Here is a 25,772-nt window from a genome sequence, read left to right as displayed (position 1 = left end):
CCGCGCGTCCCGCCGACGCCTCGGCGAGCGGCTCATCCGCCCGTCCCACCGACGCCTCCGCGAGCGCATCGCCCGCCTCCCCGGCCGGGGACCCCGTGCGGGCCTGGCGCCGTCTCGTCGACACCGCTGTCCTGCTCGACGGTTTTCACGCCCTCAAGCACGCCGTGCGCTTCGGCGCCGACGTGCCGGTGGCCGTCACCGTCGACCGCGCGGCGGCGCTCGCCCTCGCCGACGACCTGGCCCCGGACGTACGGGACCGGCTCGCGGGCCTCCTCCAGGAGGTTCCGGAGGAGACGTACCGGACCCTCGTGGCGCGCCCGCATCCCACCGCCGTCGCCGCCCTGGCCGTGCGCCCCGCGCGTGAGGCCCATCTGGCGGCGCTCGCCCGCATGCCGCGCACCGCCCCGGTCGTCGTCCTCGACAACCCGCGCAACCTGGGCAACGCGGGGGCCGTGATCCGCCTGGCGGCCGGTTTCGGCGCTACCGGGGTGGTCACCACGGGCACCTTGGACCCCTGGCACCCCACAGTGGTGCGCGGCGGGGCGGGCCTGCACTTCGCGACCGCCGTGGAGCGCCTGAGCGTGGCGGATCTGCCCCCGGGCCCCCTGTTCGCGCTCGACCCCGAGGGCGACGACATCCGGGGGCTGAAGCTCCCGGACGACGCCGTTCTCGCCTTCGGCTCCGAACGCAGCGGTCTCTCCACCGAACTGCGCTCCCGCGCCGACCACTTGCTGTCGCTCCCGATGCGTCCCCAGGTCTCCAGCTACAACCTGGCGACCAGCGTGGCGATGACGCTGTACCACTGGAGCGCGGGGTCGGGCGCCCCCTGAGGGGCGCTCAGCGGCGTGATCCGCTACGCCTCACGGCGCACTTCGACCACCCGGAACCGGTTGGCGACGAACGCCCCGTCGCACAGGGCCGCGTTCGCCGCCGGGTTGCCACCGGATCCGTGGAAGTCGGAGAACGCCGCGGTCTGGTTGACGTAGACCCCGCCCGTGAGGTTCAGCGACAGCTGCGCGCACTCCTCCAGGCAGACCTCCTCGACGGCCTCGGCCACCTCGTCGGAGGTCGTGTACGCGCCGACGGTCATCGCGCCCTTCTCGGCGATGGTCCGGCGCAGCAGGTCCAGCCCGTCCGCCGTCGAGTCCACCGCGACGGCGAACGACACCGGCCCGAAGCACTCGCTCAGGTACGCGGCCTCGTCGTCGGTCCGCTCCCAGTACTTGCGCGCGCCGTCGAGCTTCACGATCACCGGCGTCCTGACGACCGCGTCCGGGAACTCGGGGTGGGTGATCTCCCGGGAGGGGAGCGCGACTTCGCCGAGGGAGGCTGCCGCTTCGAGGCGTGCCTTGACGTCGGGGTTCACGATCGCGCCGAGCAGCGCGTTCGCGCGCGCGTCGTCGCCCAGCAGGCCGCCGACGGACTTCGCGAGATCGGTGACGACCTCGTCGTAGGACTTGGCGCCCTCGTCGGTGCTGATGCCGTCGCGCGGGATGAGCAGGTTCTGCGGGGTGGTGCACATCTGGCCGCTGTACAGGGAGAGGGAGAAGGCCAGGTTGGAGAGCATGCCCTTGTAGTCGGCGGTGGAGTCGACGAGCACCGTGTTGACGCCGGCCTTCTCCGTGTAGACCTCCGCCTGGCGGGCGTTGGCCTCCAGCCAGTCGCCGAAGGACGTGGAACCGGTGTAGTCGATGATGCGGATCTCGGGGCGGGTCGCCAGGTCCTTGGCGATGCCCTCGCCGGGGCGTTCGGCGGCCAGCGCGACCAGGTTCGGGTCGAAGCCGGTCTCCGCGAGGACCTCGCGGGCGACCTGGACCGTGAGGGCGAGCGGCAGCACCGCGCGCGGGTGGGGCTTCACGAGCACCGCGTTGCCGGTGGCGAGGGAGGCGAACAGGCCCGGGTAGCCGTTCCACGTGGGGAAGGTGTTGCAGCCGATGACCAGGGCGATTCCGCGCGGGACGGGCTTGAAGGTCTTGGTGAGCGCGAGCGGGTCGCGCTTGCCCTGGGGCTTGCTCCACGCCGCCTCGTCGGGGGTGCGGACCTGCTCCGCGTACGCGTAGGCCACCGCCTCCAGGCCACGGTCCTGGGCGTGCGGGCCGCCGGCCTGGAACGCCATCATGAACGCCTGGCCGCTGGTGTGCATGACGGCGTGGGCGAACTCATGGGTGCGGTCGCTGATGCGCTTGAGAATCTCCAGGCACACCGCCGCGCGCGCCTCGGCGCCCGCGTCGCGCCACGCGCGCTGCCCGGCCTTCATGGCGGGCAGCAGCGTGTCCACGTCGGCGTGCGGGTAGGTGACACCGAGCTCGATGCCGTACGGGGAGGTCTCGCCGCCCACCCAGTCGTCGGTGCCGGGCTGGCCGAGGTCGAGACGGGTGCCGAGGAGGGCGTCGAAGGCGGCCTTGCCCTCGGCCATGCCCAGGCTGCCGTTCTCGCCGTACGCCTTGGGGTGCTCGGGGTGGGGCGACCAGTACGCGCGGGTGCGGATCGCTTCCAGGGCCTGGTCGAGGGTGGGCCGGTGCTGGGCGATCAGGGTGTGCGCGGACGGTTCGGCGGCCATGCTTGACCAACTCCTCACGTCAGGGGCTCTTCATCGGGCTCTGACCTGGGCAGGAATGAATTCGGGGGGCGGCGCGAAGCGCCTCGTGCAGGGTGGTGGTGGGCGACGGGCGGGCGGACAGAGTTAGAGTAACCGAACGATCGGTCGGGACAAGGGGGTCCGCCGCATCTGTGGACAACCCCGTGCGGGAGGATCGCGCACATGACAGCACTCGACCTCAGCAGCCCCGTGGCCGTCGTCGGCACCGGCACCATGGGCCAGGGCATCGCCCAGGTCGCGTTGGTCGCCGGCCACCCCGTACGCCTGTTCGATGTCGCCCCCGGTCGTGCCCGGGAGGCCGCCGAGGCGATCGGCGCCCGGCTCGACCGGCTCGTCGCGAAGGACCGCATGACGGGCGCGGACCGGGACTCCGCGCGCGCCCGGCTGCACGCCGCCGAGAGCCTCGCCGACCTCGCGGACTGCGGCCTGGTCGTCGAGGCCGTCCTGGAGCGGCTGGACGTCAAACAGGAACTGTTCCGCGCCTTGGAGGACATCGTCGGCGAGGACTGCCTGCTCGCCACCAACACCTCCTCCCTGTCCGTCACGGCCATCGGCAGTGCCCTGCGCAACCCGGGCCGTTTCGTGGGCCTGCACTTCTTCAACCCCGCGCCGCTGCTGCCGCTCGTCGAGGTCGTCTCCGGGTTCGCCACCGACGTCACCTCGGCCACGCGCGCGTACGAGCTGGCGCGCGTCTGGGGCAAGACGCCGGTCGCCTGCGCGGACACCCCCGGCTTCATCGTCAACCGCATCGCACGGCCGTTCTACGCGGAGGCCTTCGCGGTGTACGAGGCGCAGGCCGCCGAGCCCGTCACCATCGACGCGATCCTGCGGGAGTGCGGCGGCTTCAGGATGGGCGCCTTCGAACTGACCGACCTCATCGGGCAGGACGTCAACGAGTCCGTCACCCACTCCGTCTGGCAGGCGTTCTTCCAGGACGTGCGCTTCACGCCCTCGCTCGCCCAGCGACGGCTCGTCGAGTCCGGCCGGCTCGGCCGCAAGACGGGACAGGGCTGGTACGACCACACCGACGGCGCCGAGCGCCCCGAGCCGCACACCGCCGAGCCGGTGCCCGCGCCGGCGTACGTCGTCGTCGAGGGCGACCTCGGCCCCGCCTCCGACCTGCTCACCCTGATCCGGGAGGCGGGCATCCCCGTCCGTGAGGACGAGGAGGACCACGGCACCCGACTCGTCCTGCCGAGCGGCGGCCAGCTGGCCCTCGCCGACGGGCAGACCTCGGTGGAGTTCCGGGACGTCGTCTACTTCGACCTGGCGCTGGACTACCGAAGAGCCACCCGGATCGCGCTCTCCGCCTCCCAGGACACCTCACCGCAGACTCTCACCGAGGCCACCGGCCTCTTCCAGGCGCTCGGCAAGGACGTCAGCGTCATCGGGGACGCCCCCGGCATGATCGTGGCCCGCACGGTGGCACGGATCATCGACCTCGCGCACGACGCCGTCGCCAAGGGCGTGGCCACCAAGGAGGACATCGACACGGCGATGCGGCTGGGCGTCAACTACCCGCTGGGGCCCTTCGAATGGAGCCGCAGGCTGGGCCGGAACTGGGCGTACGCCCTCCTGGACGATCTGCACCTGCGCGACCCGTCCGGACGCTACGCGCCGTCCCTGGCGCTCTACCGCCACGCCTACGCTTCCGACAAGCGGGAGGGCACCTCCTCATGACCACCGCCAAGCGCGACACGTACACCCCGGAGACGCTGCTGTCCGTCGCCGTCCGGGTCTTCAACGAGCGCGGCTACGACGGCACGTCCATGGAGCACCTGTCCAGGGCGGCCGGTATCTCCAAGTCGTCGATATACCACCACGTCACCGGCAAGGAGGAGTTGCTGCGCCGGGCCGTCAGCCGGGCGCTGGACGGCCTCTTCGCGATCCTCGACGAGGAACCGGCGCGTGAGGGGCGTGCGGTGGAGCGCCTGGAGCACGTCGTCCGGCGCATGGTCGAGGTGCTCATGAACGAGCTCCCCTACGTGACCCTGCTGCTGCGGGTGCGCGGCAACACCGACACCGAGCGCTGGGCGCTGGAGCGGCGCCGCGACTTCGACCACCGGGTCGCCGAACTGCTGAAGGCGGCGGCGGCCGACGGGGACGTCCGGGGTGACGTGGAGGTGCGGCTCGCGACCCGGCTGGTCTTCGGGATGATCAACTCGATCGTCGAGTGGTACCGGCCGGACGGGCGGGGCATGGGCGAGCGGGAAGTCTCCGACGCCGTGACGCAGCTGGTGTTCTCGGGGTTGCGCGCCCAGGGGTGAGCCGTCCTCGGTGGTGCCCCTCGGCGCGCGCCCCTCGGTGAGCGCGTGCGCCTGGGTGCCGTCCGGCGGGACAGCCGGCCCTCGGGCGCTCAGCCCTCCGGTTCCACGTCCTCCTCCTCGAACACCAGCAGCGTCCGGGTGCTGAGCACCTCCGGGATGGCCTGGAGCTTGGTGAGGACGACCTCGCGCAGGGCTCTGTTGTCCGAGGTGTGCACGAGCAGCAGGACGTCGTAGTCGCCGCCCACCAGCGCGATGTGGGCGGCGCCGGAGAGCTGGCGCAGCTGGTCGCGGACCGTGCGCCAGGAGTTCTGCACGATCTTGAGGGTGATGTAGGCCGAGGTGCCCTTTCCGGCGCGCTCGTGGTTCACGCGCGCCCCGAAGCCCCGGATCACGCCGTCCTCGATGAGGCGGTTGATGCGCGCGTAGGCGTTGGCGCGGGAGACGTGGACCCGTTCGGCGACCGACCGTATCGAGGCGCGGCCGTCCGCCTGCAGCATGCGCAGGATGTCCTGGTCTATGGCGTCCAGCGGTCGAGGGGGCGGCAGCGCCGGGCCGTGCTCCGGAGGCTCGGCCATTTGTTCAGGTGCCATGTGCCCCCGCCTCCCTACCATGGACGTACTGCGTTCATTTGAGGCTGTGCAGAACCGTTTGTCCACAGCCTCAGGGTGCCTGTAGCCAAAATGCGCCAACGACCGAACAATCGGTAGGTGAGACGCGTCACAACCGTGCCGCGTCCCTGAGCCACTCCCACGAGGAGGTGCCGTATGACGGTCATGGAGCAGCGGGGCGCGTACCGCCCGACACCGCCGCCCGCCTGGCAGCCCCGCACGGACCCCGCGCCGCTGCTGCCCGACGCCCTGCCGTACCGCGTGCTCGGCACGGACGCGGCCGCCGACGCCGATCCCGCGCTGCTGCGCCGGCTCTACGCCGAGCTGGTGCGCGGCCGCCGCTACAACACCCAGGCCACGGCCCTGACCAAGCAGGGCAGGCTCGCCGTCTACCCCTCCAGCACCGGCCAGGAGGCCTGCGAGGTCGCCGCCGCGCTCGTCCTCGAGGAACGGGACTGGCTCTTCCCGAGCTACCGCGACACGCTCGCCGCCGTCGCCCGCGGCCTCGACCCCGTCCAGGCGCTCACCCTGCTGCGCGGCGACTGGCACACCGGCTACGACCCGCACGAGCACCGTGTCGCACCCCTGTGCACCCCCCTCGCCACTCAGCTCCCGCACGCCGTGGGCCTCGCGCACGCCGCCCGCCTCAAGGGCGACGACGTGGTGGCGCTCGCCCTGGTCGGCGACGGCGGCACCAGCGAGGGCGACTTCCACGAGGCCCTCAACTTCGCCGCCGTCTGGCAGGCCCCGGTGGTCTTCCTCGTCCAGAACAACGGTTTCGCGATCTCCGTCCCGCTCGCCAAGCAGACCGCCGCCCCGTCGCTCGCCCACAAGGCCGTCGGCTACGGGATGCCGGGCCGCCTGGTCGACGGCAACGACGCGGCGGCCGTGCACCAGGTGCTCGCCGAAGCCGTGGCCCACGCGCGCGCGGGCGGCGGACCCACGCTGGTCGAGGCGGTGACGTACCGCATCGACGCCCACACCAACGCCGACGACGCCACCCGCTACCGGGGCGACGCCGAGGTCGAGACCTGGCGCGCGCACGACCCGATAGCGCTCCTGGAGCACGAGCTGACCGAGCGCGGACTCCTCGACGAGGACGGCATCCGGGCCGCCCGGGACGCCGCCGAGGCGATGGCCGCCGACCTGCGCGAGCGCATGAACCAGGACCCGGTGCTCGACCCGATGGACCTCTTCGCCCACGTGTACGCCGAACCCACCCCCCAACTGCGCGAACAGGAAGCCCTGCTGCGGGCCGAGCTGGCGGCGGAGGAAGAAGGGGCGCACCGATGACCACCGTCGCGCTCAAGCCCGCCACCATGGCGCAGGCGCTCACCCGCGCCCTGCGCGACGCCATGACCGCCGACCCCACCGTGCACGTCATGGGAGAGGACGTCGGCACCCTCGGCGGGGTCTTCCGGGTCACCGACGGCCTCGCCAAGGAGTTCGGCGAGGACCGCGTCACCGACACCCCGCTCGCCGAGGCGGGCATCCTCGGCACGGCCGTCGGCATGGCCATGTACGGGCTGCGGCCGGTCGTGGAGATGCAGTTCGACGCGTTCGCCTACCCGGCGTTCGAGCAGCTCATCAGTCATGTCGCCCGGATGCGCAACCGCACGCGCGGCGCCATGCCGTTGCCGATCACGATCCGCGTCCCGTACGGCGGCGGCATCGGCGGCGTCGAGCACCACAGCGACTCCTCCGAGGCGTACTACATGGCGACCCCCGGCCTCCATGTCGTCACGCCCGCCACCGTCGCCGACGCCTACGGGCTGCTGCGCGCCGCGATCGCGTCCGACGATCCGGTGGTCTTCCTGGAGCCCAAGCGCCTGTACTGGTCGAAGGACACCTGGAACCCCGAGCAACCGCAGAGTGTCGAGCCGATCGGCCGCGCGGTCGTGCGCCGCACGGGCCGCAGCGCCACGCTCATCACCTACGGCCCGTCCGTTCCCGTCTGCCTGGAGGCCGCCGAGGCGGCCACGGCCGAGGGCTGGGACCTCGAAGTCGTCGACCTGCGCTCCCTGGTGCCCTTCGACGACGAGACGGTCGCCGCGTCGGTACGGCGGACCGGACGCGCGGTGGTCGTGCACGAGTCCGGCTCCTACGGCGGCCCGGGCGGCGAGATCGCGGCCCGTGTGACCGAGCGCTGCTTCCACCACCTGGAGGCGCCCGTGCTGCGCGTCGCCGGGTTCGACATCCCGTATCCGCCGCCGATGCTGGAACGGCACCATCTGCCCGGCGTCGACCGGATCCTGGACGCCGTGGGGCGCCTGCAGTGGGAGGCGGAGAACTGATGGCCCAGGTGCTGGAGTTCAAGCTGCCCGACCTCGGCGAGGGACTGACCGAGGCCGAGATCGTCCGCTGGCTCGTCCAGGTCGGCGACGTCGTCGCGATCGACCAGCCCGTCGTCGAGGTCGAGACGGCCAAGGCCATGGTCGAGGTCCCCTGCCCCTACGGCGGCGTCGTCACCGCCCGCTTCGGCGAGGAGGGCACGGAACTGCCCGTCGGCGCGCCGCTGTTGACCGTGGCGGTGGGAGCGCCGGTCACCGACGGTTCCGCCGGGACGCCGGGCACGGGCACCGCCGACAGGAGCGAGGGCTCCGGCAACGTGCTGGTCGGCTACGGCACCGGGGCGCCCCCGGCGCGCCGCAGGCGGGTGCGGCCGGGCGAGCCGATCCGGCCCGCGGGCCCGGCGGCGCCGACGGTGGCGCTCGACTCCGTCGAGAGGCCGACAGCGCCGGCCGGTTCCCCCGGTCAGTCGGACGGGGCCGTCTCGGCCGCCTCCTCCGCGCGCCCGGAGAGCCTCACGGCGGCCACCTCCCCCGCGCGCCCGGACGGGCCCGTGCCCGTCATCTCCCCGCTCGTCCGACGTCTCGCCCGGGAGAACGGGCTCGACCTGCGGACGCTGCGGGGCTCGGGGCCCGAGGGCCTGATCCTGCGGGCGGACGTGGAGCACGCGCTGCGGGCCGCCACGGCTCCGGTCCAGGCACCCCTGGCCGTGACCGCCACGCCGGCCGCGACTCCGGACTCGCGGTCCGTGCCCGCGGGCACCGCGTCCGGTACCCGTGTCCCCCTCCGTGGCATCCGTGGCGCCGTCGCCGACAAGCTCTCCCGCAGCCGGCGTGAGATCCCGGACGCGACCTGCTGGGTGGACGCCGACGCGACGGAGCTGATGAACGCCCGCACGGCCATGAACGCCGCCGGAGGCCCCAAGATCTCCCTCCTGGCGTTGCTCGCCCGTATCTGCACCTCCGCGCTGGCCCGCTTCCCCGAGCTCAACTCCACGGTCGACATGGAGGCCCGCGAGGTCGTACGGCTGGAGCAGGTGCACCTCGGGTTCGCCGCCCAGACGGAACGAGGGCTGGTCGTCCCCGTCGTGCGGGACGCGCACACCAGGAACGCGGAGTCGCTCGCCGCGGAGTTCGCCCGGCTGACCGAGGCGGCACGCACGGGCACCCTGACGCCCGGCCAGCTGACCGGCGGCACCTTCACGCTCAACAACTACGGCGTGTTCGGTGTCGACGGCTCCACGCCGATCATCAACCACCCCGAGGCCGCCATGCTCGGCGTCGGCCGCATCGTCCCCAAGCCCTGGGTGCACCGGGGCGAGCTGGCGGTACGGCAGGTCGTGCAGCTCTCGCTCACCTTCGACCACCGGGTGTGCGACGGCGGCACGGCGGGCGGTTTCCTGCGCCACGTGGCGGACTGCGTCGAACAGCCGGCGGTGCTGCTGCGCACGCTCTGATCACCGGCTTCGTCCGTCGGGTCCGGCCGCCGCGGCGGCCGGACCCGACCGGGCCGGGAACGCGCCGCCTCCCCCGTTCCCAGTGATCGTGGAGGCCCGCATACTCGGAGGGTGACCGCGTACGAGCCCCCGGGGGACCCCGGTACCGACGTGTTCGACGCCGTCGTGCTCGCCGGCGGTGCCGCCCGGCGGCTCGGCGGCACGGACAAGCCCGCCGTGCGCGTCGGCGGCCGGGCCCTGCTCGACCGAGTGCTGAGCGCGTGCGCCGGGGCCGGGACGACCGTGGTCGTCTCCGACCCCCGGCCCACCGCGCGGCCCGTCGTGTGGGCCCGCGAGGAACCCCCCGGCGGCGGCCCCCTCGCCGCGCTGGACGCCGGACTCCGGCACACCACCGAGCCGTACGTGGTCGTTCTCTCCGCCGACCTGCCGTTCCTGGACGAGAAGACGGTACGGCGGCTGCTCGACGCCCTCATGGCCGACGAGGGGACCGTCGACGGCGTCCTGGTCACCGACCCCGACGGCCGTGACCAGCCGCTCGTGGCCGCCTACCGGGCCGAGACCCTCCGCCGCGAGCTCGCGCGGCTCGCCGACGAGCACGACGGGCTGACGGGGCTGCCCCTGCGGCGGCTGACCGCCGCACTGCGCCTCACCCGAATCACCGACCCCCTCGCGTCCTTCGACTGCGACACCTGGGACGACATCGCCGCCGCCCGCGCACGGATCAGGGAGCATGGCCACGTGTTGGATGAATGGATTTCCGCAGTCAAGGACGAGCTGGGGATCGACCTCGACGTCGACATCACAGAGCTGCTCGACCTCGCCCGTGACGCCGCCCACAGCGTGGCCCGGCCCGCCGCCCCGCTGACCACGTTCCTCATCGGCTACGCCGCCGCCAAGGCCGGGGGAGGCCCCGAGGCGGTCACCGAGGCCGCGCGCAAGGCCTCCGCCCTTGCCCTGCGCTGGGCCGACGAGGCCACTCCCGAGGCTGGGCCGGATGCCGGGCCCGAAGCCGCCCCGCCCGCCCAGCCCCACCCCGGGCCCGGCGCCGGCCAGGACACCGGCCCGGCCGCCGGATGACCGCCCAGGACGCCGAGGAACTCGACGTGGAGGAGGCGCTGGCCGTGGCCAACGACAGGCCCGTCCGGGGGCCGGCCGAGCCGCGCTCCTCCCGCGAGACCCCCACGACCGGTCGGACCGGCGCGCACCGGGCCAAGGACGATTCCCACCACCGGGCCACTTCCTGGCCCGAGGCCCGGGCCGTCGCCGAACGCGCCGCCCGCTCGGCCGGGCGCAGGGTCCCCGTGTCGGTCACCGTCGACAAGGCGCTCGGCCTCGTGCTCGCCGCCCCGCTCTTGGCCCTCACCGACCTTCCCTCCTTCGACACGTCGGCGATGGACGGCTGGGCGGTCGCGGGCCCCGGGCCCTGGGCGGTACGCGAGGACGGTGTGCTGGCCGGTCACGGCGAGTCCGTCCGGCTCACGGACGGGGAGGCGGTCCGGATCGCCACCGGCGCCCGTATCCCGCCGGACACGACCGCCGTCCTGCGCAGCGAGCACGGCCGCACCGACGACAAGGGGCGACTGCACCCGACCCGGGACCTCGCCCACGGGCAGGACATTCGGCCACGAGGCCAGGAGTGCCGCAACGGCGACCAACTGCTGCCGCTCGGCACGCAGATCACCCCGGCCGCGCTCGGGCTCGCGTCGGCCGCCGGGTACGACACGTTGAGCGTGCTCCCCCGTCCCCGCGTCGAACTGCTCGTCCTGGGCGACGAACTGCTCACCGAGGGGCTCCCGCGGGAGGGCTCGATCCGGGACGCCCTCGGACCGATGCTGCCCTCCTGGCTCCGGGCACTGGGCGCCGAGGTCACCGCCGTACGCCGCCTCGGCGACGACGCCGACACCCTGTACCGGGCGGTGAAGAAGTCCTCCGCCGACCTCATCGTCACCACGGGCGGCACGGCATCCGGACCCGTCGACCATGTCCACCCCACCCTGCGTCGCGTCGAGGCCGAACTCCTCGTCGACGGGGTGAAGGTGCGCCCGGGCCACCCCATGCTGCTGGCCCGGATCAAGCCGGATCAGCACCTCGTCGGGCTGCCCGGCAACCCCTTGGCCGCTGTGTCCGGGCTGTTCACGCTCGCCGAGCCGCTGCTGCGCACCCTCGCCGGGCGAGCCGCCCCGGAGCCGTACACGATGCCGCTGCGGGAGGCGGTGCACGGGCACCCGTACGACACACGGCTGGTGCCGGTCAGTCTGCGGGGTGATGACGCCCTTCCGCTGCACTACAACGGTCCCGCTATGCTCCGCGGCATCGCCACCGCCGATGCTCTCGCCGTCGTACCGCCGGGCGGCGCTCGTTCCGGCCAGGAGCTGGAACTGCTCGATCTGCCCTGGGCGACGGCGGGCATCCAGGTGTGTTTCACGTGAAACGTCGATACGGCCCAACGGCCTTGCGACCAACGGTGTTTCACGTGAAACAACAGGCAGTCGGGGGCGGAGTGCAGCCAGGGGATGTACGCCGAAACGGGGAGTGTTTCACGTGAAACTTCCGGGCCAGGACGCGATCGCCCGCAATGCGGACGAGCGTCACGTGACCCACCAGGTGAGACTGCCGAAACGAGAGGTCGAGCGGCCGATCCGCCAGGTCGGCAAGCGACTGGCGATGGCCTTGTTCCTGCTGGTCGCCACCGCCTTCATCGTCTATGCCGACCGTGAGGGGTACAACGACAACTCCGACGGATCAGTGGATCTGCTCGACGCGTTCTACTACGCCACCGTCACCCTCTCCACCACCGGATACGGCGACATCACCCCGGTCAGCGATGCTGCCCGGTTCACCAACATCTTCGTGATCACGCCGTTGCGTGTGCTGTTTCTGATCATCCTGGTCGGCACCACGCTGGAGGTGCTCACGGAGCGCACGCGCGAGGAATGGCGACTGAACCGCTGGAGGGCGGCCTTGAGGGAGCACACCGTTGTCGTCGGCTGGGGGACGAAGGGGCGTTCGGCGGTCCAGACCGTCTGCGCGACGGGTCTGAGGAAGGAGCAGGTCGTCGTCGTGGACCCGAGCTCGAAGGCCATCGAGGCGGCGACCTCCGAGGGGTACACGGGGGTCATCGGGGACGCGACCCGCAGTGATGTGCTGCTGCGGGCCGAGCTGCAGAAGGCGCGCCAGATCATCATCTCGACCGCGCGGGACGACACGGCCGTTCTGGTGGCGCTGACCGCACGCCAGCTCAACCGGGGCGCGAAGATCGTGGCCGCCGTCCGGGAAGAGGAGAACGCGCCGCTGCTGAAGCAGTCCGGAGCCGATGTCGTCATCACCAGCGCCAGCGCGGCCGGACGGCTCCTCGGGCTCTCCGTGCTCAGCCCGGCCGCCGGCATGGTGATGGAGGACCTCATCCAACAGGGCAGCGGCCTCGACATCGCCGAACGGCCGGTCATAAAGGCCGAGGTGGGACGAGGTGTTCGGGAGACGGAGGACCTGGTGGTCAGCGTGCTGCGCGGACACCGGGTGCTGGGCTACGACGATCCGTCCATCGGTGAGCTCCAGTTGACGGACCGCCTGATCACCATCGTCCGGGCCACCCCGAGCACGAAGATCACCCCCGAGACCAAGCATCTGCCGTAACGGGAGCGAAAGCCGTAACGGGAGCGAAAGCCGTAACGGGAACGGAAAGGGTGGCCCCGGGGTCCCGCACGCCGGGGCCACCCTCTCGGAGCGATCTCCTACTTGCGGTTGTACAGCCGCATCGTGATCGGTCCGAAGACCAGCACGAACAGGGCGGACCAGCCCAGCGTCCAGGCGAGCTCCGCCGTCGGCCACTCGCCCGCCATCAACTCGCGGACCGCCGAGGCCAGATGCGTGACCGGGCTGTTGTTGACGAACGCCTGGAGCCAGCCCGGCATGGTGCTCGGATCGACGAAGACGTTGGACAGGAAGGTCAGCGGGAAGATCACCATCATGCTGACGCCCATCACGGACTTCTCGGTGCGCAGCATGAGGCCCAACATCGTCCAGATCCACGAGAACGAGAACGAGAAGACGATGAGCAGCGCGACCCCGGCGACCACGCCGACCACGCCACCGTCCGGGCGGTAGCCGAGGATCATGCCGACGGTGAGCATCACCACCGACGCGATCGCGTAGCGCAGGGCGTCGCCCAGCAGATAGCCGACCATCGTCGACGGCCGCCAGATGGGCAGCGAGCGGAACCGGTCGAAGACACCCTTCTCGATGTCCGTGTTGACCGAGACACCGGTGTACATCGTGATCATCACGACCGACATCACCAGGATGCCGGGCAGCAGGAACTGGATGTACTGCTCCGGTGAGCCGGCCAGCGCCCCGCCGAAGAGGTACGTGTACATCAGCACCATCATGATCGGGAAGGCGGTGACGTCGAAGAGCTGCTCCGGTACGTGTTTGATCTTGAGCATGGCCCGCCAGCCGAAGGTCAGCGAGGCCGACACGGCGCTGGGCCGCGGCGGGCGTTCCTTGGCGATGAGCAGCGCGGCGAGCGACTCGGCGCTGACGGGGGCGAGTTCCTTGTTGTCGGTGGTGGTGGCCGTGCTCATGCCGCTGCCTCGTCCTTCGTCTCGGGGGCGTCCTCGGCCTGCGTGGCCGCTTTGGTGTCGTGTCCGGTGAGGGCGAGGAACACCTCGTCCAGGCTGGGCTGGCCCAGCGAGAAGTTGTCGACGGTGATGCCGGTGCGGGCCAGCTCGGCGAGCGCCCGGGCGGCGGCCTCGGCGGCCCCCTGTCCGTTGGCGGATCCCGCACCGACGCGCGCCGTCAGTGCCACCGGGTCCGGCTCGCGCTGCACGTCGGCGTCGAGGGCGAGGCGCAGCACCTCCTCGGCCTGCGGCCGCTGGGCCGCGTCGCGCAGCCGCAGATGGACGGAACCGGCGCCCACGGACGCCTTCAGCTCACCCTTCGTGCCCTCCGCGATCACCTTGCCCTGGTCGATGACCGCGATCCGGGACGCCAGCTGGTCCGCCTCGTCCAGATACTGCGTGGTCAGCAGCACGGTCGTACCCTGGGCGACCACCGCGCGCACGATGTCCCACACGTGGTTGCGGCTGCGCGGGTCGAGGCCGGTCGTCGGCTCGTCCAGGAACAGCAGGTCGGGCGTGTTGAGGATGGATGCGGCGATGTCGATACGGCGCCGCATGCCGCCCGAGTAGTGCTTGACCTGCTTTCCGGCCGCGTCGCTCAGTCCGAATGCCTCCAGCAGCTGACCGGCGCGCTCCCGGGCCGTTCGCTTGTCGTGGCCGAGAAGCCGGGCGAGCAGCACCAGGTTCTCGGTGCCGGTGAGGTCTTCGTCCACGGAGGCGTACTGCCCGGTCAGGCTGACCCGGCCGCGTACCTCGTCGGCCTCCCGGACGACATCGTGTCCGAAGACGTGTGCCTGGCCGCCGTCGGGGCGCAGCAGGGTGGCGAGCATCTTCACCGTGGTGGTCTTGCCGGCGCCGTTCGGGCCGAGGACGCCGTAGACCGTGCCGGCGGGCACGGCCAGGTCGACGCCGTCGACGGCCCGGGTCTCGCCGAACGTCTTCACCAGACCGGCGGTCTCGATCGCGAGGCCGGACGTCTGTGCGCTCATGTTGAGATCCTTCCGCGTACGGGGCCCGTGTCCGGGGCTACGCAAGGGGAGACCGCCGGGACCGCCGGAACTCATCGGTCGCCGCGCGGGAAAAACGCGGGAAATCACGATCGCTTCGGCTGCTTCGGTATCGAAGCGAAGCGCGTCGGCGAGCGCCCGTGCGGCCGTGGGGTCTCCACCGTCTCTCCGATGAGCGTCGATCGCACCCCGTTTACGCGACCAGAGACGAACGAACGGACGGCCGGACGACCGAGGGACCGGCGAGGCTGGACCGCGGTGGGAGTCCGCAGAGCCAGGTTAGGGGGCGGCCGGGGTGGTGCTGCAGGTCGGAGACCCGGGCGCGCGCGAGGGAGACGCGGGGCGTGCGGGGGGAGTCCGGGATCGGCGAAGCGAGGGGGGACGGGGCCGGGATCGGACGGGGAGGGCGGGGGTAGCGTCCCTCTCATGCATGCGATCACGATTCCCGAACCCGGTGGACCCGAGGCCCTGGTCTGGGACGAGGTCCCCGACCCGGTGCCCGGCGAGGGCGAAGTGCTCATCGACGTGGCGGCGAGCGCCGTGAACCGCGCCGACCTGCTGCAGCGCCAGGGCTTCTACGACCCACCGCCCGGCGCCTCCCCCTACCCCGGCCTGGAGTGTTCCGGCCGGGTCGCGGAGATCGGGCCGGGGGTGGCCGGGTGGAGCGTCGGCGACGAGGTGTGCGCGCTGCTCTCGGGCGGTGGCTACGCGGAGAAGGTCGTCGTTCCGGCCGGTCAGCTGCTGCCGGTCCCCTCCGGTCTCGACCTCCGGCAGGCCGCCGCGTTGCCCGAGGTGACCTGTACGGTCTGGTCGAACGTCTTCATGATCGCCCACCTGAGTCCCGGTGAGACGCTCCTCGTGCACGGCGGCTCCAGTGGCATCGGCACGATGGCCATCCAGCTCGCCAAGGCCGTCGGCGCGAAGGTCGCCGTCACGGCGGGTACCAAGGAGAAGCTGGAGCAGTGCGCCGCCCTGGGCGCGGACATCCTGATCAACTACCGCGAGCAGGACTTCGTCGAGGAGGTCCGGGCGGCTACGGACGGCAGGGGCGCGGACGTCATCCTCGACAACATGGGCGCCAAGTACCTGGACCGCAACGTCCGGGTCCTCGCGGTCAACGGACGGCTCGCGATCATCGGCTTGCAGGGCGGTATCAAGGGCGAGCTGAACATCGGCGCCCTCCTCGCCAAGCGGGCGGCGATCAGCGCGACCTCGCTGCGGGCCCGGCCCCCGGAGGAGAAGACGGCCATCGTGGCCGCCGTACGCGAACACGTCTGGCCCCTGATCGCCGGAGGCCATGTGCGTCCGGTCGTCGACCGTGAGATCCCCATGCACGACGCGGCCACGGCGCACCGGGTGCTGGAGGAGAGCGGCCACGTGGGCAAGGTGTTGCTGGTGGTGCCGTAGGAGGGTTCGGTGAGCCGCTGGGCCGCGCCCGGCCCAGCGGCACGACTCCGGTTCACTTCGGTTCAGTACCGCCGTATGCGCAGCCCCACGAAGGCCAGTCCGAGGCCCATGCCTATGAGGATGAGGCCGCCGCCGAGGGCGAGGGCCTGCAGGACGGGCTCCTCGACGGTCGCGGTGCCGGTTCCGGGTGGGACCCCGGGGACGGGCAGGGCGGCGTTCTGCGAGGGGTCGGGGGCGAGGGGGGAGTCCGGGCCGTCCGGTTCGGCGGCGGGCTCTTCCGGGGGCGTGGAGGTCTCGTCCTCCGGTTCCACGGGGACCGCGTCCGGCCGCCCCGGCCGTTCGCGGCCTTCGCCCGCGCGGCTGCCGGCCCAGGAGGTCGCGGGGTCGGGGTCGGGATCGGCCGCGTACGCCGTGGGCGCGACCCCCGTCACCAGAACGACGAGCAGCCCCGCGACGAGAACCGGTCCCGTCACGCGCACCGAACGAAGCCAGGTAGCCACGCCCTCAGCGTCACACGGCACCGACCTCCCGGCATCCGGACGCGTCGCACCGCCCCTCCGAACCGACCGACGTCGATGCGGCGCGCTCGAAGCGAGTCGACGGTTGCCGCGCGCGTGTCCCGCCCGCGAGCCGACGGCTGCCGCGCGCGTGTCCCGCCCGCGAGCCGACGGCTGCCGGGCAGCGTCTGCCCTGCCCCAGGCCGCCCTGCGCTCACAGTTGCCCCGACACGCGCCGGAGCGGAGCACGGCGGTAGCCCCGAGACGGCGTGTTCCGGGTGGGGCGCGTTCGGGTCGCGGCAGCGAGCGGGGCGGCAACGGCGGGTCGGGGCTGTGCTCGCCGGGGCGGCGCTCGGTGTCCCAGCACCGGCCGGCCCGGTCCCCGGCCGGCCCGGTCCCTGGCCCGCCGCACCGACCCGCCGCACCGACCCGCTCCGCGCCCTCGACCCGAGCGCTCCCACCCGCTGTGCCCTCAGCACGCCGACCTGCCGACGCGGATCTCCGGCCCGCTGCCGAACCCGTCGGCTGTTCCCGAGGCCGCGGCCACCGCCCCGAGCCCGCGGCACGGTCCTCTGGCTCCGTCTGGAAGCACCCACGCGACAGCCACTCCCGGGCAAGACGCGAACCATGGCTACGTAAACGGTGGATCACCCTGTGTGGGGGGCACCAGGGTGGTGAGGTGTACGCGTGCGAGAGAATGGCGGCATGGAGATGCCGAGGAACGAACGGTCGCCCGAACAGCCCCAGATCCTGGTCGTGGGCCAGGACGGCATGGCCGTGGGCGGCGGTGGAGGCGATGAGGAGTCCCGCGAGGTCCCGGTGACGGAGATGGTGGAACAGCCGGCCAAGGTCATGCGCATCGGCAGCATGATCAAGCAGCTGCTCGAAGAGGTACGGGTCGCCCCGCTCGACGAGGCCAGCCGGGCCCGGCTGAAGGAGATCCACGCCAGCTCCGTCAAGGAACTGGAGGACGGCCTGGCGCCCGAGCTGGTGGAGGAGTTGGAGCGGCTCTCCCTGCCCTTCACCGACGAGGTGATCCCGAGCGACGCGGAACTGCGGATCGCCCAGGCCCAGTTGGTCGGCTGGCTCGAAGGCCTCTTCCACGGGATCCAGACGACGCTGTTCGCCCAGCAGATGGCCGCCCGGGCCCAGTTGGAGCAGATGCGCCGCGCGCTGCCGCCCGGCGTCGGCGGCCACGAGGGCGACGACGACCCGCGCACGCTCGGCCGCTCCGGCGGCCCGTACCTCTAGCCACCACTCCTTCCGGCAGGCTTTCGACGAGAGCCTCCGAGAGCCGTTCGGTGAAACCCCCCACCATGTACGCAAAGGGCCCGGCACACCGAGTGCCGGGCCCTTCCTACGACTGTTCCCGCAACGGCCGCGACAGGGACGTCAGGCCGGGTTGCCCGTCGAGACCTTGAGAATGATCGAGGGCATGTCCTTGGGGTCGACGTCCTCGGAGGCGGACGGGTACTGCTCCATGACCGTGCCCTCGCCGTACGTGTTCTCGTCGACCTTCTGGACGTCGTACTGCCAGCCCGCCGCCTGGAAGCACTTCTTCACCGAGTCGATGTTCTTGAAGGTGAAGTCCGGCAGCTCGATCTTGTCCGGGTCGTTGTACGACTCCGTGGGCTCCGTGCACTCGGTCGAGTCGATGACCTTCGACGTGTCCGGACCCTTGTGCCCCTCGACCACGGTCGGCGAGGGGGACGCGTTCGCGCCGTCGTCGCCGCCTTCGGCCTCACTGCCGGAGTTCAGGCTGAGCGCCACGATCAGACCGCCGACCGCCAGGACCGACACCGCGATCGCGCCCACGATGACGCCCTTGTTGTTCTTCCCGCCCCCGGAACGCCCGGCCGACAGCGAGGACTGCTGGGGCGTGATGTTGTACGGCGGCGGGTTGGAGCCCTGCTGCGGCGAGTACGCGGCGGTCTGCGGCGGCGTCTGGTAGCCGCCCTGCTGCGGGTAGCCGTAGGACGGGGCGGGCGTGGGAGCGGGGGCGGGCGTGGGCGGGCCGTAACCGCCCGTCGCCGGCGGCTGGTACGGCGTCTGCACGCTGCCCGACTGCGGCGCGCCCGTGTGGTCGATCGGCGGGAAGACCGCGGAGGAGACCCCCGCGCCGCTGGCCGTCTGCACACCCGGCACGATGCTCGGCGCGACGGGCTGGAGGGACGCGGCGACCCGCAGGCACTCGTCCCGCATCGCCTCCGCGCTCGGGAACCGCTCGTTCGGGTTCTTCTTCAGCGCGCGGGCGATGATGGCGTCCACGGCCGGCGGCAGGGAACGGTTGATCGAGGAGGGAGCGACCGGCTCCTCCTGGACGTGCGCATACGCTATGGCCAGCGGCGAGTCCGCCTCGAACGGCAGTCGCCCGGTGGTCAGCTGGAAGAGCATGATGCCGACCGAGTACAGGTCGGAGCGGGCGTCCACGCCGCGGCCGAGGGCCTGCTCGGGCGAGAGGTACTGCGGGGTGCCGACGACCATGCCGGTCTGCGTCATCGACGTGACACCGGACTGCATGGCGCGGGCGATGCCGAAGTCCATGACCTTCACGACGTTGCGCTTGGTCATCATCACGTTGCCCGGCTTGATGTCCCGGTGGACCAGGCCCATCTCATGGCTGATCTCCAGCGCCGCCAGCACATCCGCGGTGATCTTCAGAGCCTTGTCGGAGGGCATGGCGCCGAGCTGGGCGACATCCGCGTCGAGCACCGAACCGAGCGGCTTGCCCTCGATGTACTCCATGACGATGTACGGCGTCGTCATGCCGTCCAGATCGTCCTCGCCGGTGTCGAAGACCGACACGATGTTGGTGTGGGTGAGCTTCGCCACGGCCTGCGCCTCACGGCGGAAGCGCTCACGGAAGGCCTGTTCGCGGCCGAGGTCGGTGTGCAGTGTCTTGATCGCGACCTGTCGGTCGAGCACCGAGTCGTACGCGAGGTGGACGGAGGCCATGCCGCCCTCGCCGAGCAGGTCACGCAGTTGGTACCGGCCACCGGCTAGCGACCGCCCCGTGTACCGGCCCTGTGCGGCGTCCTGGCTCATCTTCCTGCGTCCCCCATCGGCGCGCGCGAAAGCAGCTGGCGTGGCTCCCGCGATCGGTGATCCCTGATGATTCCGGTGATCCTTTGTGCTATTCCCGGCCAAGTCTGCCCCAGGGCACTGACACGTCAAGCGCGGTGCCCGATCCGTGACCGTACGCGAAAGAAGCGTCGCGGAAGCGTTACAGGGGGCGTACGCCCGGTACACAGAACTTGCACGAGTGCGCGCGCGGCGGGTTTCATGGCCGATCAACCTTTGAATCCACCTTGAATCCGTCGTGAACCCGTCGCGCATCCAACCCGGACCGGCCTCTTGCGTGAAGGCTGTAGCGTGGCCGACGGAGACCGTAACAAGTACCGCGCGGACCGCGGGCAGAAACGACGGCGAGGACTGATGGCACAGCAGCAGCGCTCTCAGGGCCCGTCCGACCCCGAGGCGACTGGCGGCGGCATGTCGGACGCGCCGGAGTTGTGGGGCAACGGCGGGCTCGTGGGCGACGGTCGGTACCGGATGACCCACAGACTCGGCCGGGGCGGTATGGCCGAGGTGTTCGCGGCCGAGGACGTACGTCTCGGGCGGACGGTCGCGGTCAAACTGCTCCGCTCCGACCTCGCCGAGGACCCCGTGTCCAAGGCCCGCTTCACGCGCGAGGCACAGGCCGTGGCCGGCCTCAACCACCACTCGATCGTGGCGGTCTACGACTCCGGTGAGGATGTCGTGAACGGCACCCCGGTGCCGTACATCGTCATGGAGCTGGTCGAGGGCCGCACCATCCGGGACCTGCTGCTCAACGCCGAGGCCCCCGGCCCCGAGCAGGCGCTGATCATCGTCTCCGGTGTGCTGGAGGCGCTCGCGTACTCGCACCAGCACGGCATCGTGCACCGTGACATCAAGCCGGCGAACGTCATCATCACCACGAACGGCGCGGTGAAGGTGATGGACTTCGGCATCGCCCGCGCCCTGCACGGGGCGTCCACGACGATGACGCAGACCGGCATGGTCATGGGCACGCCGCAGTACCTCTCCCCGGAGCAGGCGCTCGGCAAGGCCGTCGACCACCGCTCCGACCTGTACGCCACCGGCTGTCTGCTCTACGAACTCCTGGCGCTCCGACCGCCCTTCATCGGCGAGACCCCCCTTTCGGTGGTCTACCAGCACGTCCAGGACATCCCGGTGCCGCCCTCCGAGACCTCGGAGGGGGCGGCGCCCCCGGAGCTCGACGGACTGGTCATGCGCTCCCTCGCCAAGGAGCCGGACGACCGGTTCCAGACGGCCGAGGAGATGCGCGGCCTCGTCCAGTACGGCCTGCAGATGCTCTACGACCAGGGCGGCCACACCGGCACCTGGAACACCGGGCCCGTCGCCATGCACGACGGCCGACACACCCCGCCGGGCGGTATGTCCGGTACGACGGTCATGCCGCACCCGGGGGAATCGGGCACCTCGCAGATCCCGCAGCCGATCCTGCCGGGGTACGGCGGCGGAGGCCGGGACGACGGCGGTTTCGAGGGCAACGGCAACCGGGGCAGCGGCCGCGGCAAGCTGTGGATCCTCGCCGTCCTCGCGGTGATCGCCATCGCGGCGGGCGTCGCCCTGGCGCTGAACAACAAGGGCGACTCCGGCGGCGGCGGCAACGAGACCACGAAGTCCCCGACGGCCACGACGTCCAGCAAGGACAAGGACGCCAGCGAGTCGCCCACCGACGAGGCGACCGAGGAGCCCACGGACGACACCACCGACTCGAACAACGGCGGCGGTTACACGCCGTCGTACACGCAGCAGCCGAGTTCCACCCCGTCGCCGACGCGGAGTGAGCCGTCGGAGGAACCGACGTCCGAGGAGCCCACGTCGGAGGAGCCGACCACCGACGAGCCGACGGACGAGCCGACCGACGAGCCGACCGACGACAGCAGTGGCGGCGGCGACGCGGGCGGGCTGCCGGGCGGCATCGGCGGCGAAGAGGGCTGACCACGCTGGAGGGGGTGCGCCGGGGCGGAACCCGCCCGGCGCACCCCTTCGTCGTGCAGCGCGCGGCGCGTCGGCTCACTCCACGAACGCCTCGCGCACCGCGTCGTACTCCCGTGTCCACCACACCACCAGCGCCGAGGCCGCCGGGAACTGCGGGTCGGCGCGGGTGTCACCGCGTTCGTAGTGCCAGCGCAGCATCCAGAAGTCGTTGAGCCGCTCCCACCACACACGGTGCACGGCCGCCGCGAGCTCGGCCGGGGCGGCGCCCGCGGAGCGCCGGTACGCGCGCGCGTAGGAGCGCACCTTCGCCAGGTCGAGGGCACCGACGGGACGTACGAAGAAGATCACCGCCGCCCGGACCGCCTCCTCCGCACGCGGCTGCACACCCAGCCGGTCCCAGTCGAGGATCGCGGCCGGCACCTCGGGGACGTCGTCCCGGTAGAGCACGTTGTAGGGGTGGAAGTCGCCGTGCACCCACCCCACCGGGCCGCCCCTGGGCGGCCGCCGGTCCGCGTGCCGTTCCAGCAGGCGCCGCCGCTCCAGCAGCCGGTGCCGGGCGAGCGCGTCGAAGGGGTCGGCCGGGCGGTAGCGGCGCACCCGGTCGAGCAGATCGTCGATGAGGGCGAAGGTCTGCGCCGGATCGGCGCTCTCGGCCCCGACGGCCGCCCCGGCACCCCTTCGAGGCCGGCGGGTCTCCCCCGTCCGCCGCTGCGCCGGGATCAGCCGCTTCCGCGCGGGTGAGACCGGCTCCTTCACGGACGCGTCCGGCTCCTCCGGCGTCGGCATCACCCGGTCCAAGGAGGCGTGCACGACCCCCAGCAGCGCCCCCAGGCGGGCGCACTGCCCCGGAGTGAGCTGGCCGCCGTGCCGGTGGCGCCCCTCGATCCACGGGTGCAGGGCGTAGGCGTGGCCGGCGACGATCGCCACCGTGCCCCCGTCCCGTCCGGTCAGCGGTGGGGCGACGGGAACGCCCAGGTCGGCGAGGCACTGGGTGGCCCGGTGCTGGCGCAGGATCGCGGCCGGGTGGGCGGTCTCGGGGTCGAAGTGGTGCTTGAGGAAGTACCGGCCGCGGGTGGTGCGGAGCCGGTAGCCGCGATTGAGAAGTCCCTCGTCCACGGGTTCACAGGCCAGCACGGAACCGGCGGCGTACTGCTCCAGCAGGGGGCCCAGAGGGGGCGCGTGGAGCACAGGGGGTGGTACAGATGAGCGCGGCACGCGCCAGATGTTAGGGCACGCGCCACGCCGCTGACCTCATGCTTGTCACACACAGTCGTTACCGATCACCGAGTGCATAGATCCGAACTACGACTCGACGCGCAGACATACGGGCCGGGCGGACGCCGCGCCGGGGCGGAGCGGGGCACTCCCACCCGCTTCACGGATGGAGCAACTTGCGCCACCGATCTCGCGGCCCGCCCCCGGCGAACTCTTCCCGTGGCCGGGGTGGCCGGGATAACGTGCCGGTGTTCCGGCCCCCCTGCCAGGCTGTAGCCAGTGCTGTGACCAGCAGCTGTTCCCGACAGACGCGAACTACTTGGACCCCCTAGTACCGAATTACTTGGAAATCCAAGGAAAATCGCAGGTCAGTAGGGGTTTCACAGGAATGTGGCGCACTGGGTAACGTGCCTCGTGCAGGGCGCTCGCCGGGGCACCTGTCACGTCTGTTCCCGGCCAAGGGCACCCACCCCGTGCACGGGCACCGGGATCAGGCGAGCCGCACTGGTCACCCGGCAACCCCGGGGGCCGGACCGACGGAGGAGCACACGTGACCGTGGAGAGCACTGCCGCGCGCAAGCCGCGACGCAGCGCCGCAGGCAAGACCGGCACCACCGGCAGCAAGGCGGCCGGCACCACCGGCACCAGGCGCGCCACTGCGAAGAAGCCGACCGACGCCCAGCCCGAACTCGTCCAGCTGCTGACGCCCGAGGGCAAGCGCGTCAAGAATGCCGAGTACGACCCGTTCGTCGCGGACATCACCGCCGACGAGCTGCGCGGCCTGTACCGCGACATGGTGCTGACCCGTCGCTTCGACGCCGAGGCCACCTCCCTGCAGCGCCAGGGCGAGCTGGGCCTGTGGGCCTCGCTGCTCGGCCAGGAGGCCGCCCAGATCGGCTCCGGGCGGGCCACCCGCGCGGACGACTACGTCTTCCCGACCTACCGAGAGCACGGCGTCGCCTGGTGCCGCGGCGTCGACCCGACCAATCTGCTCGGCATGTTCCGCGGCGTGAACAACGGCGGCTGGGACCCGAACAGCAACAACTTCCACCTCTACACGATCGTCATCGGCTCCCAGACGCTGCACGCCACCGGCTACGCCATGGGCGTCGCCAAGGACGGCGCCGACTCGGCGGTCATCGCCTACTTCGGTGACGGCGCCTCCAGCCAGGGCGACGTCGCCGAGGCCTTCACCTTCTCCGCGGTCTACAACGCGCCGGTCGTGTTCTTCTGCCAGAACAACCAGTGGGCCATCTCGGAGCCCACGGAGAAGCAGACCCGCGTCCCGCTGTACCAGCGCGCCCAGGGCTTCGGCTTCCCGGGCGTCCGCGTCGACGGCAACGACGTCCTCGGCTGCCTCGCCGTCACCAAGTGGGCGCTGGAGCGCGCCCGCCGGGGCGAGGGCCCCACCCTGGTCGAGGCGTACACCTACCGCATGGGCGCCCACACCACCTCCGACGACCCCACCCGCTACCGCCACGACGACGAGCGGGTGGCCTGGGAGGCCAAGGACCCGATCGCGCGTCTGCGCAGCTACCTCGAGTCCGAAACGGACACGAACGAGGGATTCTTCGCGGAACTCGAAGCGGAGAGCGAGGCGTTGGGAAGGCGAGTGCGCGAAGTGGTGCGTGCCATGCCCGACCCGGACCACTTCGCCATCTTCGAGAACGCGTACGCGGACGGCCACGCGCTCGTGGACGAGGAGCGCGCCCAGTTCGCGGCGTACCAGGCGTCGTTCGCCGATGTGGACGAAGAGGAGGGCAAGTAGCGATGAGCACGCAGACAGCCGCGCAGGCGGCAGGGCAGACCGCCGGGCAATCCGCTGTGAAGAACATGGCGATCGCCAAGGCGATCAACGAATCGCTGCGCAGGGCCCTCGAAGCCGACCCCAAGGTCCTCGTCATGGGCGAGGACGTCGGCAAGCTCGGCGGTGTGTTCCGGGTGACCGACGGCCTCCAGAAGGACTTCGGTGAGGACCGGGTGATCGACACCCCGCTCGCCGAGTCCGGCATCGTCGGCACCGCCATCGGCCTGGCCCTCAGGGGCTACCGCCCGGTGGTGGAGATCCAGTTCGACGGCTTCGTCTTCCCCGCGTACGACCAGATCGTCACCCAGCTGGCCAAGATGCACGCGCGCTCGCTGGGCAAGGTCAAGCTCCCCGTCGTCGTCCGTATCCCCTACGGCGGCGGCATCGGCGCCGTCGAGCACCACTCCGAGTCCCCGGAGGCACTGTTCGCGCACGTGGCGGGCCTGAAGGTGGTCTCGCCGTCGAACGCGTCCGACGCCTACTGGATGATGCAGCAGGCCATCCAGAGCGACGACCCGGTGATCTTCTTCGAGCCGAAGCGGCGCTACTGGGACAAGGCCGAGGTCAACCCCGAGGCGATCCCCGGCCCGCTGCACAAGGCCCGGGTGGTCCGCGAGGGCACCGACCTCACGCTCGCCGCGTACGGCCCGATGGTGAAGCTCTGCCAGGAGGTCGCCGACGCCGCCGCCGAGGAGGGCAGGGCCCTGGAGGTCCTGGACCTGCGGTCGGTCTCCCCGCTGGACTTCGACTCCATCCAGGCCTCCGTGGAGCGGACGCGCCGCCTGATCGTGGTCCACGAGGCCCCGGTCTTCTTCGGTTCGGGCGCGGAGATCGCCGCCCGCATCACCGAGCGGTGCTTCTACCACCTGGAGGCTCCGGTCCTGCGCGTCGGTGGGTACCACTCCCCGTATCCGCCGGCCCGGCTGGAGGAGGAGTACCTGCCGAACCTGGACCGGGTGCTCGACGCCGTCGACCGCTCGCTGGCGTACTGAGG

General features: G+C 71.8%; 21 protein-coding genes. 14 read left to right on the top strand and 7 right to left on the bottom strand.

Features of this window, described 5'->3' with window-relative positions; all coding sequences use genetic code 11:
- Positions 1 to 95 precede the first annotated feature (95 nt).
- On the top strand, positions 96 to 830 hold the full coding sequence (locus ACZ9QC_RS20945) for a TrmH family RNA methyltransferase (RefSeq protein WP_472921749.1): 735 nt from the start codon (positions 96 to 98) through the stop codon (positions 828 to 830).
- A gap of 23 nt (positions 831 to 853) precedes the next feature.
- Here the strand turns inward: ACZ9QC_RS20945 and paaN are convergent, their stop codons facing one another.
- Entirely contained in the window at positions 854 to 2,560 is a 1,707-nt protein-coding gene (paaN, locus tag ACZ9QC_RS20940) for a phenylacetic acid degradation protein PaaN (RefSeq protein WP_472921538.1), read from the bottom strand.
- A 201-nt stretch (positions 2,561 to 2,761) separates the two neighbouring features.
- Here paaN and ACZ9QC_RS20935 point away from each other — a divergent pair, with 201 nt between their 5' ends.
- Both ACZ9QC_RS20935 and ACZ9QC_RS20930 read left to right on the top strand, forming a co-directional pair.
- On the top strand, positions 2,762 to 4,279 hold the full coding sequence (locus ACZ9QC_RS20935) for a 3-hydroxyacyl-CoA dehydrogenase (RefSeq protein WP_472921537.1): 1,518 nt from the start codon (positions 2,762 to 2,764) through the stop codon (positions 4,277 to 4,279).
- The gene (locus tag ACZ9QC_RS20930; protein ID WP_472921536.1) at positions 4,276 to 4,866 is read left to right on the top strand and encodes a TetR/AcrR family transcriptional regulator; all 591 of its coding nucleotides are present in this window, start codon (positions 4,276 to 4,278) and stop codon (positions 4,864 to 4,866) included. The genes ACZ9QC_RS20935 and ACZ9QC_RS20930 overlap by 4 nt, the downstream gene beginning before the upstream one ends.
- 89 nt (positions 4,867 to 4,955) lie before the next feature.
- Here ACZ9QC_RS20930 and ACZ9QC_RS20925 read toward each other — a convergent pair whose 3' ends face one another.
- Entirely contained in the window at positions 4,956 to 5,441 is a 486-nt protein-coding gene (locus ACZ9QC_RS20925) for an Lrp/AsnC family transcriptional regulator (protein WP_013002201.1), read from the bottom strand.
- 189 nt (positions 5,442 to 5,630) lie between these two features.
- Here ACZ9QC_RS20925 and pdhA (ACZ9QC_RS20920) point away from each other — a divergent pair, with 189 nt between their 5' ends.
- The 6 genes from pdhA (ACZ9QC_RS20920) (at position 5,631) to ACZ9QC_RS20895 (ending at position 12,852) form a co-directional block, all read left to right on the top strand.
- Entirely contained in the window at positions 5,631 to 6,767 is a 1,137-nt protein-coding gene (gene pdhA, locus ACZ9QC_RS20920) for a pyruvate dehydrogenase (acetyl-transferring) E1 component subunit alpha (protein WP_472921535.1), read from the top strand.
- Positions 6,764 to 7,768 (top strand): alpha-ketoacid dehydrogenase subunit beta, encoded by a 1,005-nt coding sequence (locus ACZ9QC_RS20915; RefSeq protein WP_472921534.1) that lies wholly within the window; start codon positions 6,764 to 6,766, stop codon positions 7,766 to 7,768. The genes pdhA (ACZ9QC_RS20920) and ACZ9QC_RS20915 overlap by 4 nt, the downstream gene beginning before the upstream one ends.
- Complete coding sequence (locus tag ACZ9QC_RS20910) at positions 7,768 to 9,219, top strand: dihydrolipoamide acetyltransferase family protein (protein ID WP_472921533.1); 1,452 nt, start codon at positions 7,768 to 7,770, stop codon at positions 9,217 to 9,219. The genes ACZ9QC_RS20915 and ACZ9QC_RS20910 overlap by 1 nt, the downstream gene beginning before the upstream one ends.
- A 111-nt stretch (positions 9,220 to 9,330) precedes the next feature.
- Positions 9,331 to 10,296, top strand: coding sequence for an NTP transferase domain-containing protein (locus ACZ9QC_RS20905; RefSeq protein ID WP_472921532.1), 966 nt, complete (start codon positions 9,331 to 9,333; stop codon positions 10,294 to 10,296).
- Positions 10,293 to 11,648 (top strand): molybdopterin molybdotransferase MoeA, encoded by a 1,356-nt coding sequence (locus ACZ9QC_RS20900; protein ID WP_472921531.1) that lies wholly within the window; start codon positions 10,293 to 10,295, stop codon positions 11,646 to 11,648. The genes ACZ9QC_RS20905 and ACZ9QC_RS20900 overlap by 4 nt, the downstream gene beginning before the upstream one ends.
- 112 nt (positions 11,649 to 11,760) lie before the next feature.
- Positions 11,761 to 12,852, top strand: a complete 1,092-nt coding sequence (locus ACZ9QC_RS20895; protein WP_472921530.1) for a potassium channel family protein — start codon at positions 11,761 to 11,763, stop codon at positions 12,850 to 12,852.
- Positions 12,853 to 12,950: 98 nt separating this feature from the next.
- Here the strand turns inward: ACZ9QC_RS20895 and ACZ9QC_RS20890 are convergent, their stop codons facing one another.
- Both ACZ9QC_RS20890 and ACZ9QC_RS20885 read right to left on the bottom strand, forming a co-directional pair.
- Complete coding sequence (locus tag ACZ9QC_RS20890; RefSeq protein ID WP_184906284.1) at positions 12,951 to 13,799, bottom strand: ABC transporter permease; 849 nt, start codon at positions 13,797 to 13,799, stop codon at positions 12,951 to 12,953.
- Complete coding sequence (locus ACZ9QC_RS20885) at positions 13,796 to 14,824, bottom strand: ATP-binding cassette domain-containing protein (protein WP_472921529.1); 1,029 nt, start codon at positions 14,822 to 14,824, stop codon at positions 13,796 to 13,798. The genes ACZ9QC_RS20890 and ACZ9QC_RS20885 overlap by 4 nt, the downstream gene beginning before the upstream one ends.
- Positions 14,825 to 15,268: 444 nt before the next feature.
- Between ACZ9QC_RS20885 and ACZ9QC_RS20880 the strand changes: the two genes are divergently transcribed.
- The gene (locus ACZ9QC_RS20880) at positions 15,269 to 16,249 is read left to right on the top strand and encodes an NAD(P)H-quinone oxidoreductase (protein ID WP_472921528.1); all 981 of its coding nucleotides are present in this window, start codon (positions 15,269 to 15,271) and stop codon (positions 16,247 to 16,249) included.
- A 62-nt stretch (positions 16,250 to 16,311) separates the two neighbouring features.
- Here the strand turns inward: ACZ9QC_RS20880 and ACZ9QC_RS20875 are convergent, their stop codons facing one another.
- Positions 16,312 to 16,749, bottom strand: coding sequence for a hypothetical protein (locus tag ACZ9QC_RS20875; RefSeq protein WP_472921527.1), 438 nt, complete (start codon positions 16,747 to 16,749; stop codon positions 16,312 to 16,314).
- A 702-nt stretch (positions 16,750 to 17,451) separates the two neighbouring features.
- Between ACZ9QC_RS20875 and ACZ9QC_RS20870 the strand changes: the two genes are divergently transcribed.
- Positions 17,452 to 17,997, top strand: coding sequence for a bacterial proteasome activator family protein (locus ACZ9QC_RS20870; protein ID WP_391445798.1), 546 nt, complete (start codon positions 17,452 to 17,454; stop codon positions 17,995 to 17,997).
- A 141-nt stretch (positions 17,998 to 18,138) separates the two neighbouring features.
- On the opposite strand, the gene ACZ9QC_RS20865 is transcribed toward ACZ9QC_RS20870, so the two are convergent.
- A complete protein-coding gene (locus tag ACZ9QC_RS20865) occupies positions 18,139 to 19,791 on the bottom strand; it encodes a protein kinase domain-containing protein (RefSeq protein ID WP_472921526.1) in 1,653 nt (550 codons plus the stop codon).
- A gap of 390 nt (positions 19,792 to 20,181) precedes the next feature.
- Between ACZ9QC_RS20865 and ACZ9QC_RS20860 the strand changes: the two genes are divergently transcribed.
- Positions 20,182 to 21,756 carry a protein kinase domain-containing protein gene (locus ACZ9QC_RS20860; protein WP_472921525.1) on the top strand — a complete coding sequence of 525 codons (1,575 nt, stop codon included), beginning with the start codon at positions 20,182 to 20,184 and terminating at the stop codon, positions 21,754 to 21,756.
- Positions 21,757 to 21,831: 75 nt separating this feature from the next.
- Here ACZ9QC_RS20860 and ACZ9QC_RS20855 read toward each other — a convergent pair whose 3' ends face one another.
- Complete coding sequence (locus tag ACZ9QC_RS20855) at positions 21,832 to 22,971, bottom strand: phosphotransferase (RefSeq protein WP_472921524.1); 1,140 nt, start codon at positions 22,969 to 22,971, stop codon at positions 21,832 to 21,834.
- A gap of 550 nt (positions 22,972 to 23,521) precedes the next feature.
- On the opposite strand from ACZ9QC_RS20855, the gene pdhA (ACZ9QC_RS20850) reads away from it, so the two are divergent.
- The gene (gene pdhA, locus ACZ9QC_RS20850; RefSeq protein ID WP_472921523.1) at positions 23,522 to 24,739 is read left to right on the top strand and encodes a pyruvate dehydrogenase (acetyl-transferring) E1 component subunit alpha; all 1,218 of its coding nucleotides are present in this window, start codon (positions 23,522 to 23,524) and stop codon (positions 24,737 to 24,739) included.
- A 2-nt stretch (positions 24,740 to 24,741) separates the two neighbouring features.
- Entirely contained in the window at positions 24,742 to 25,770 is a 1,029-nt protein-coding gene (locus ACZ9QC_RS20845) for an alpha-ketoacid dehydrogenase subunit beta (RefSeq protein WP_472921522.1), read from the top strand.
- Positions 25,771 to 25,772: the final 2 nt, after the last annotated feature.

It is taken from the genome of Streptomyces sp. HUAS MS02, assembly GCF_055702265.1.
This window is presented reverse-complemented; position numbering and strand designations above follow the sequence as displayed.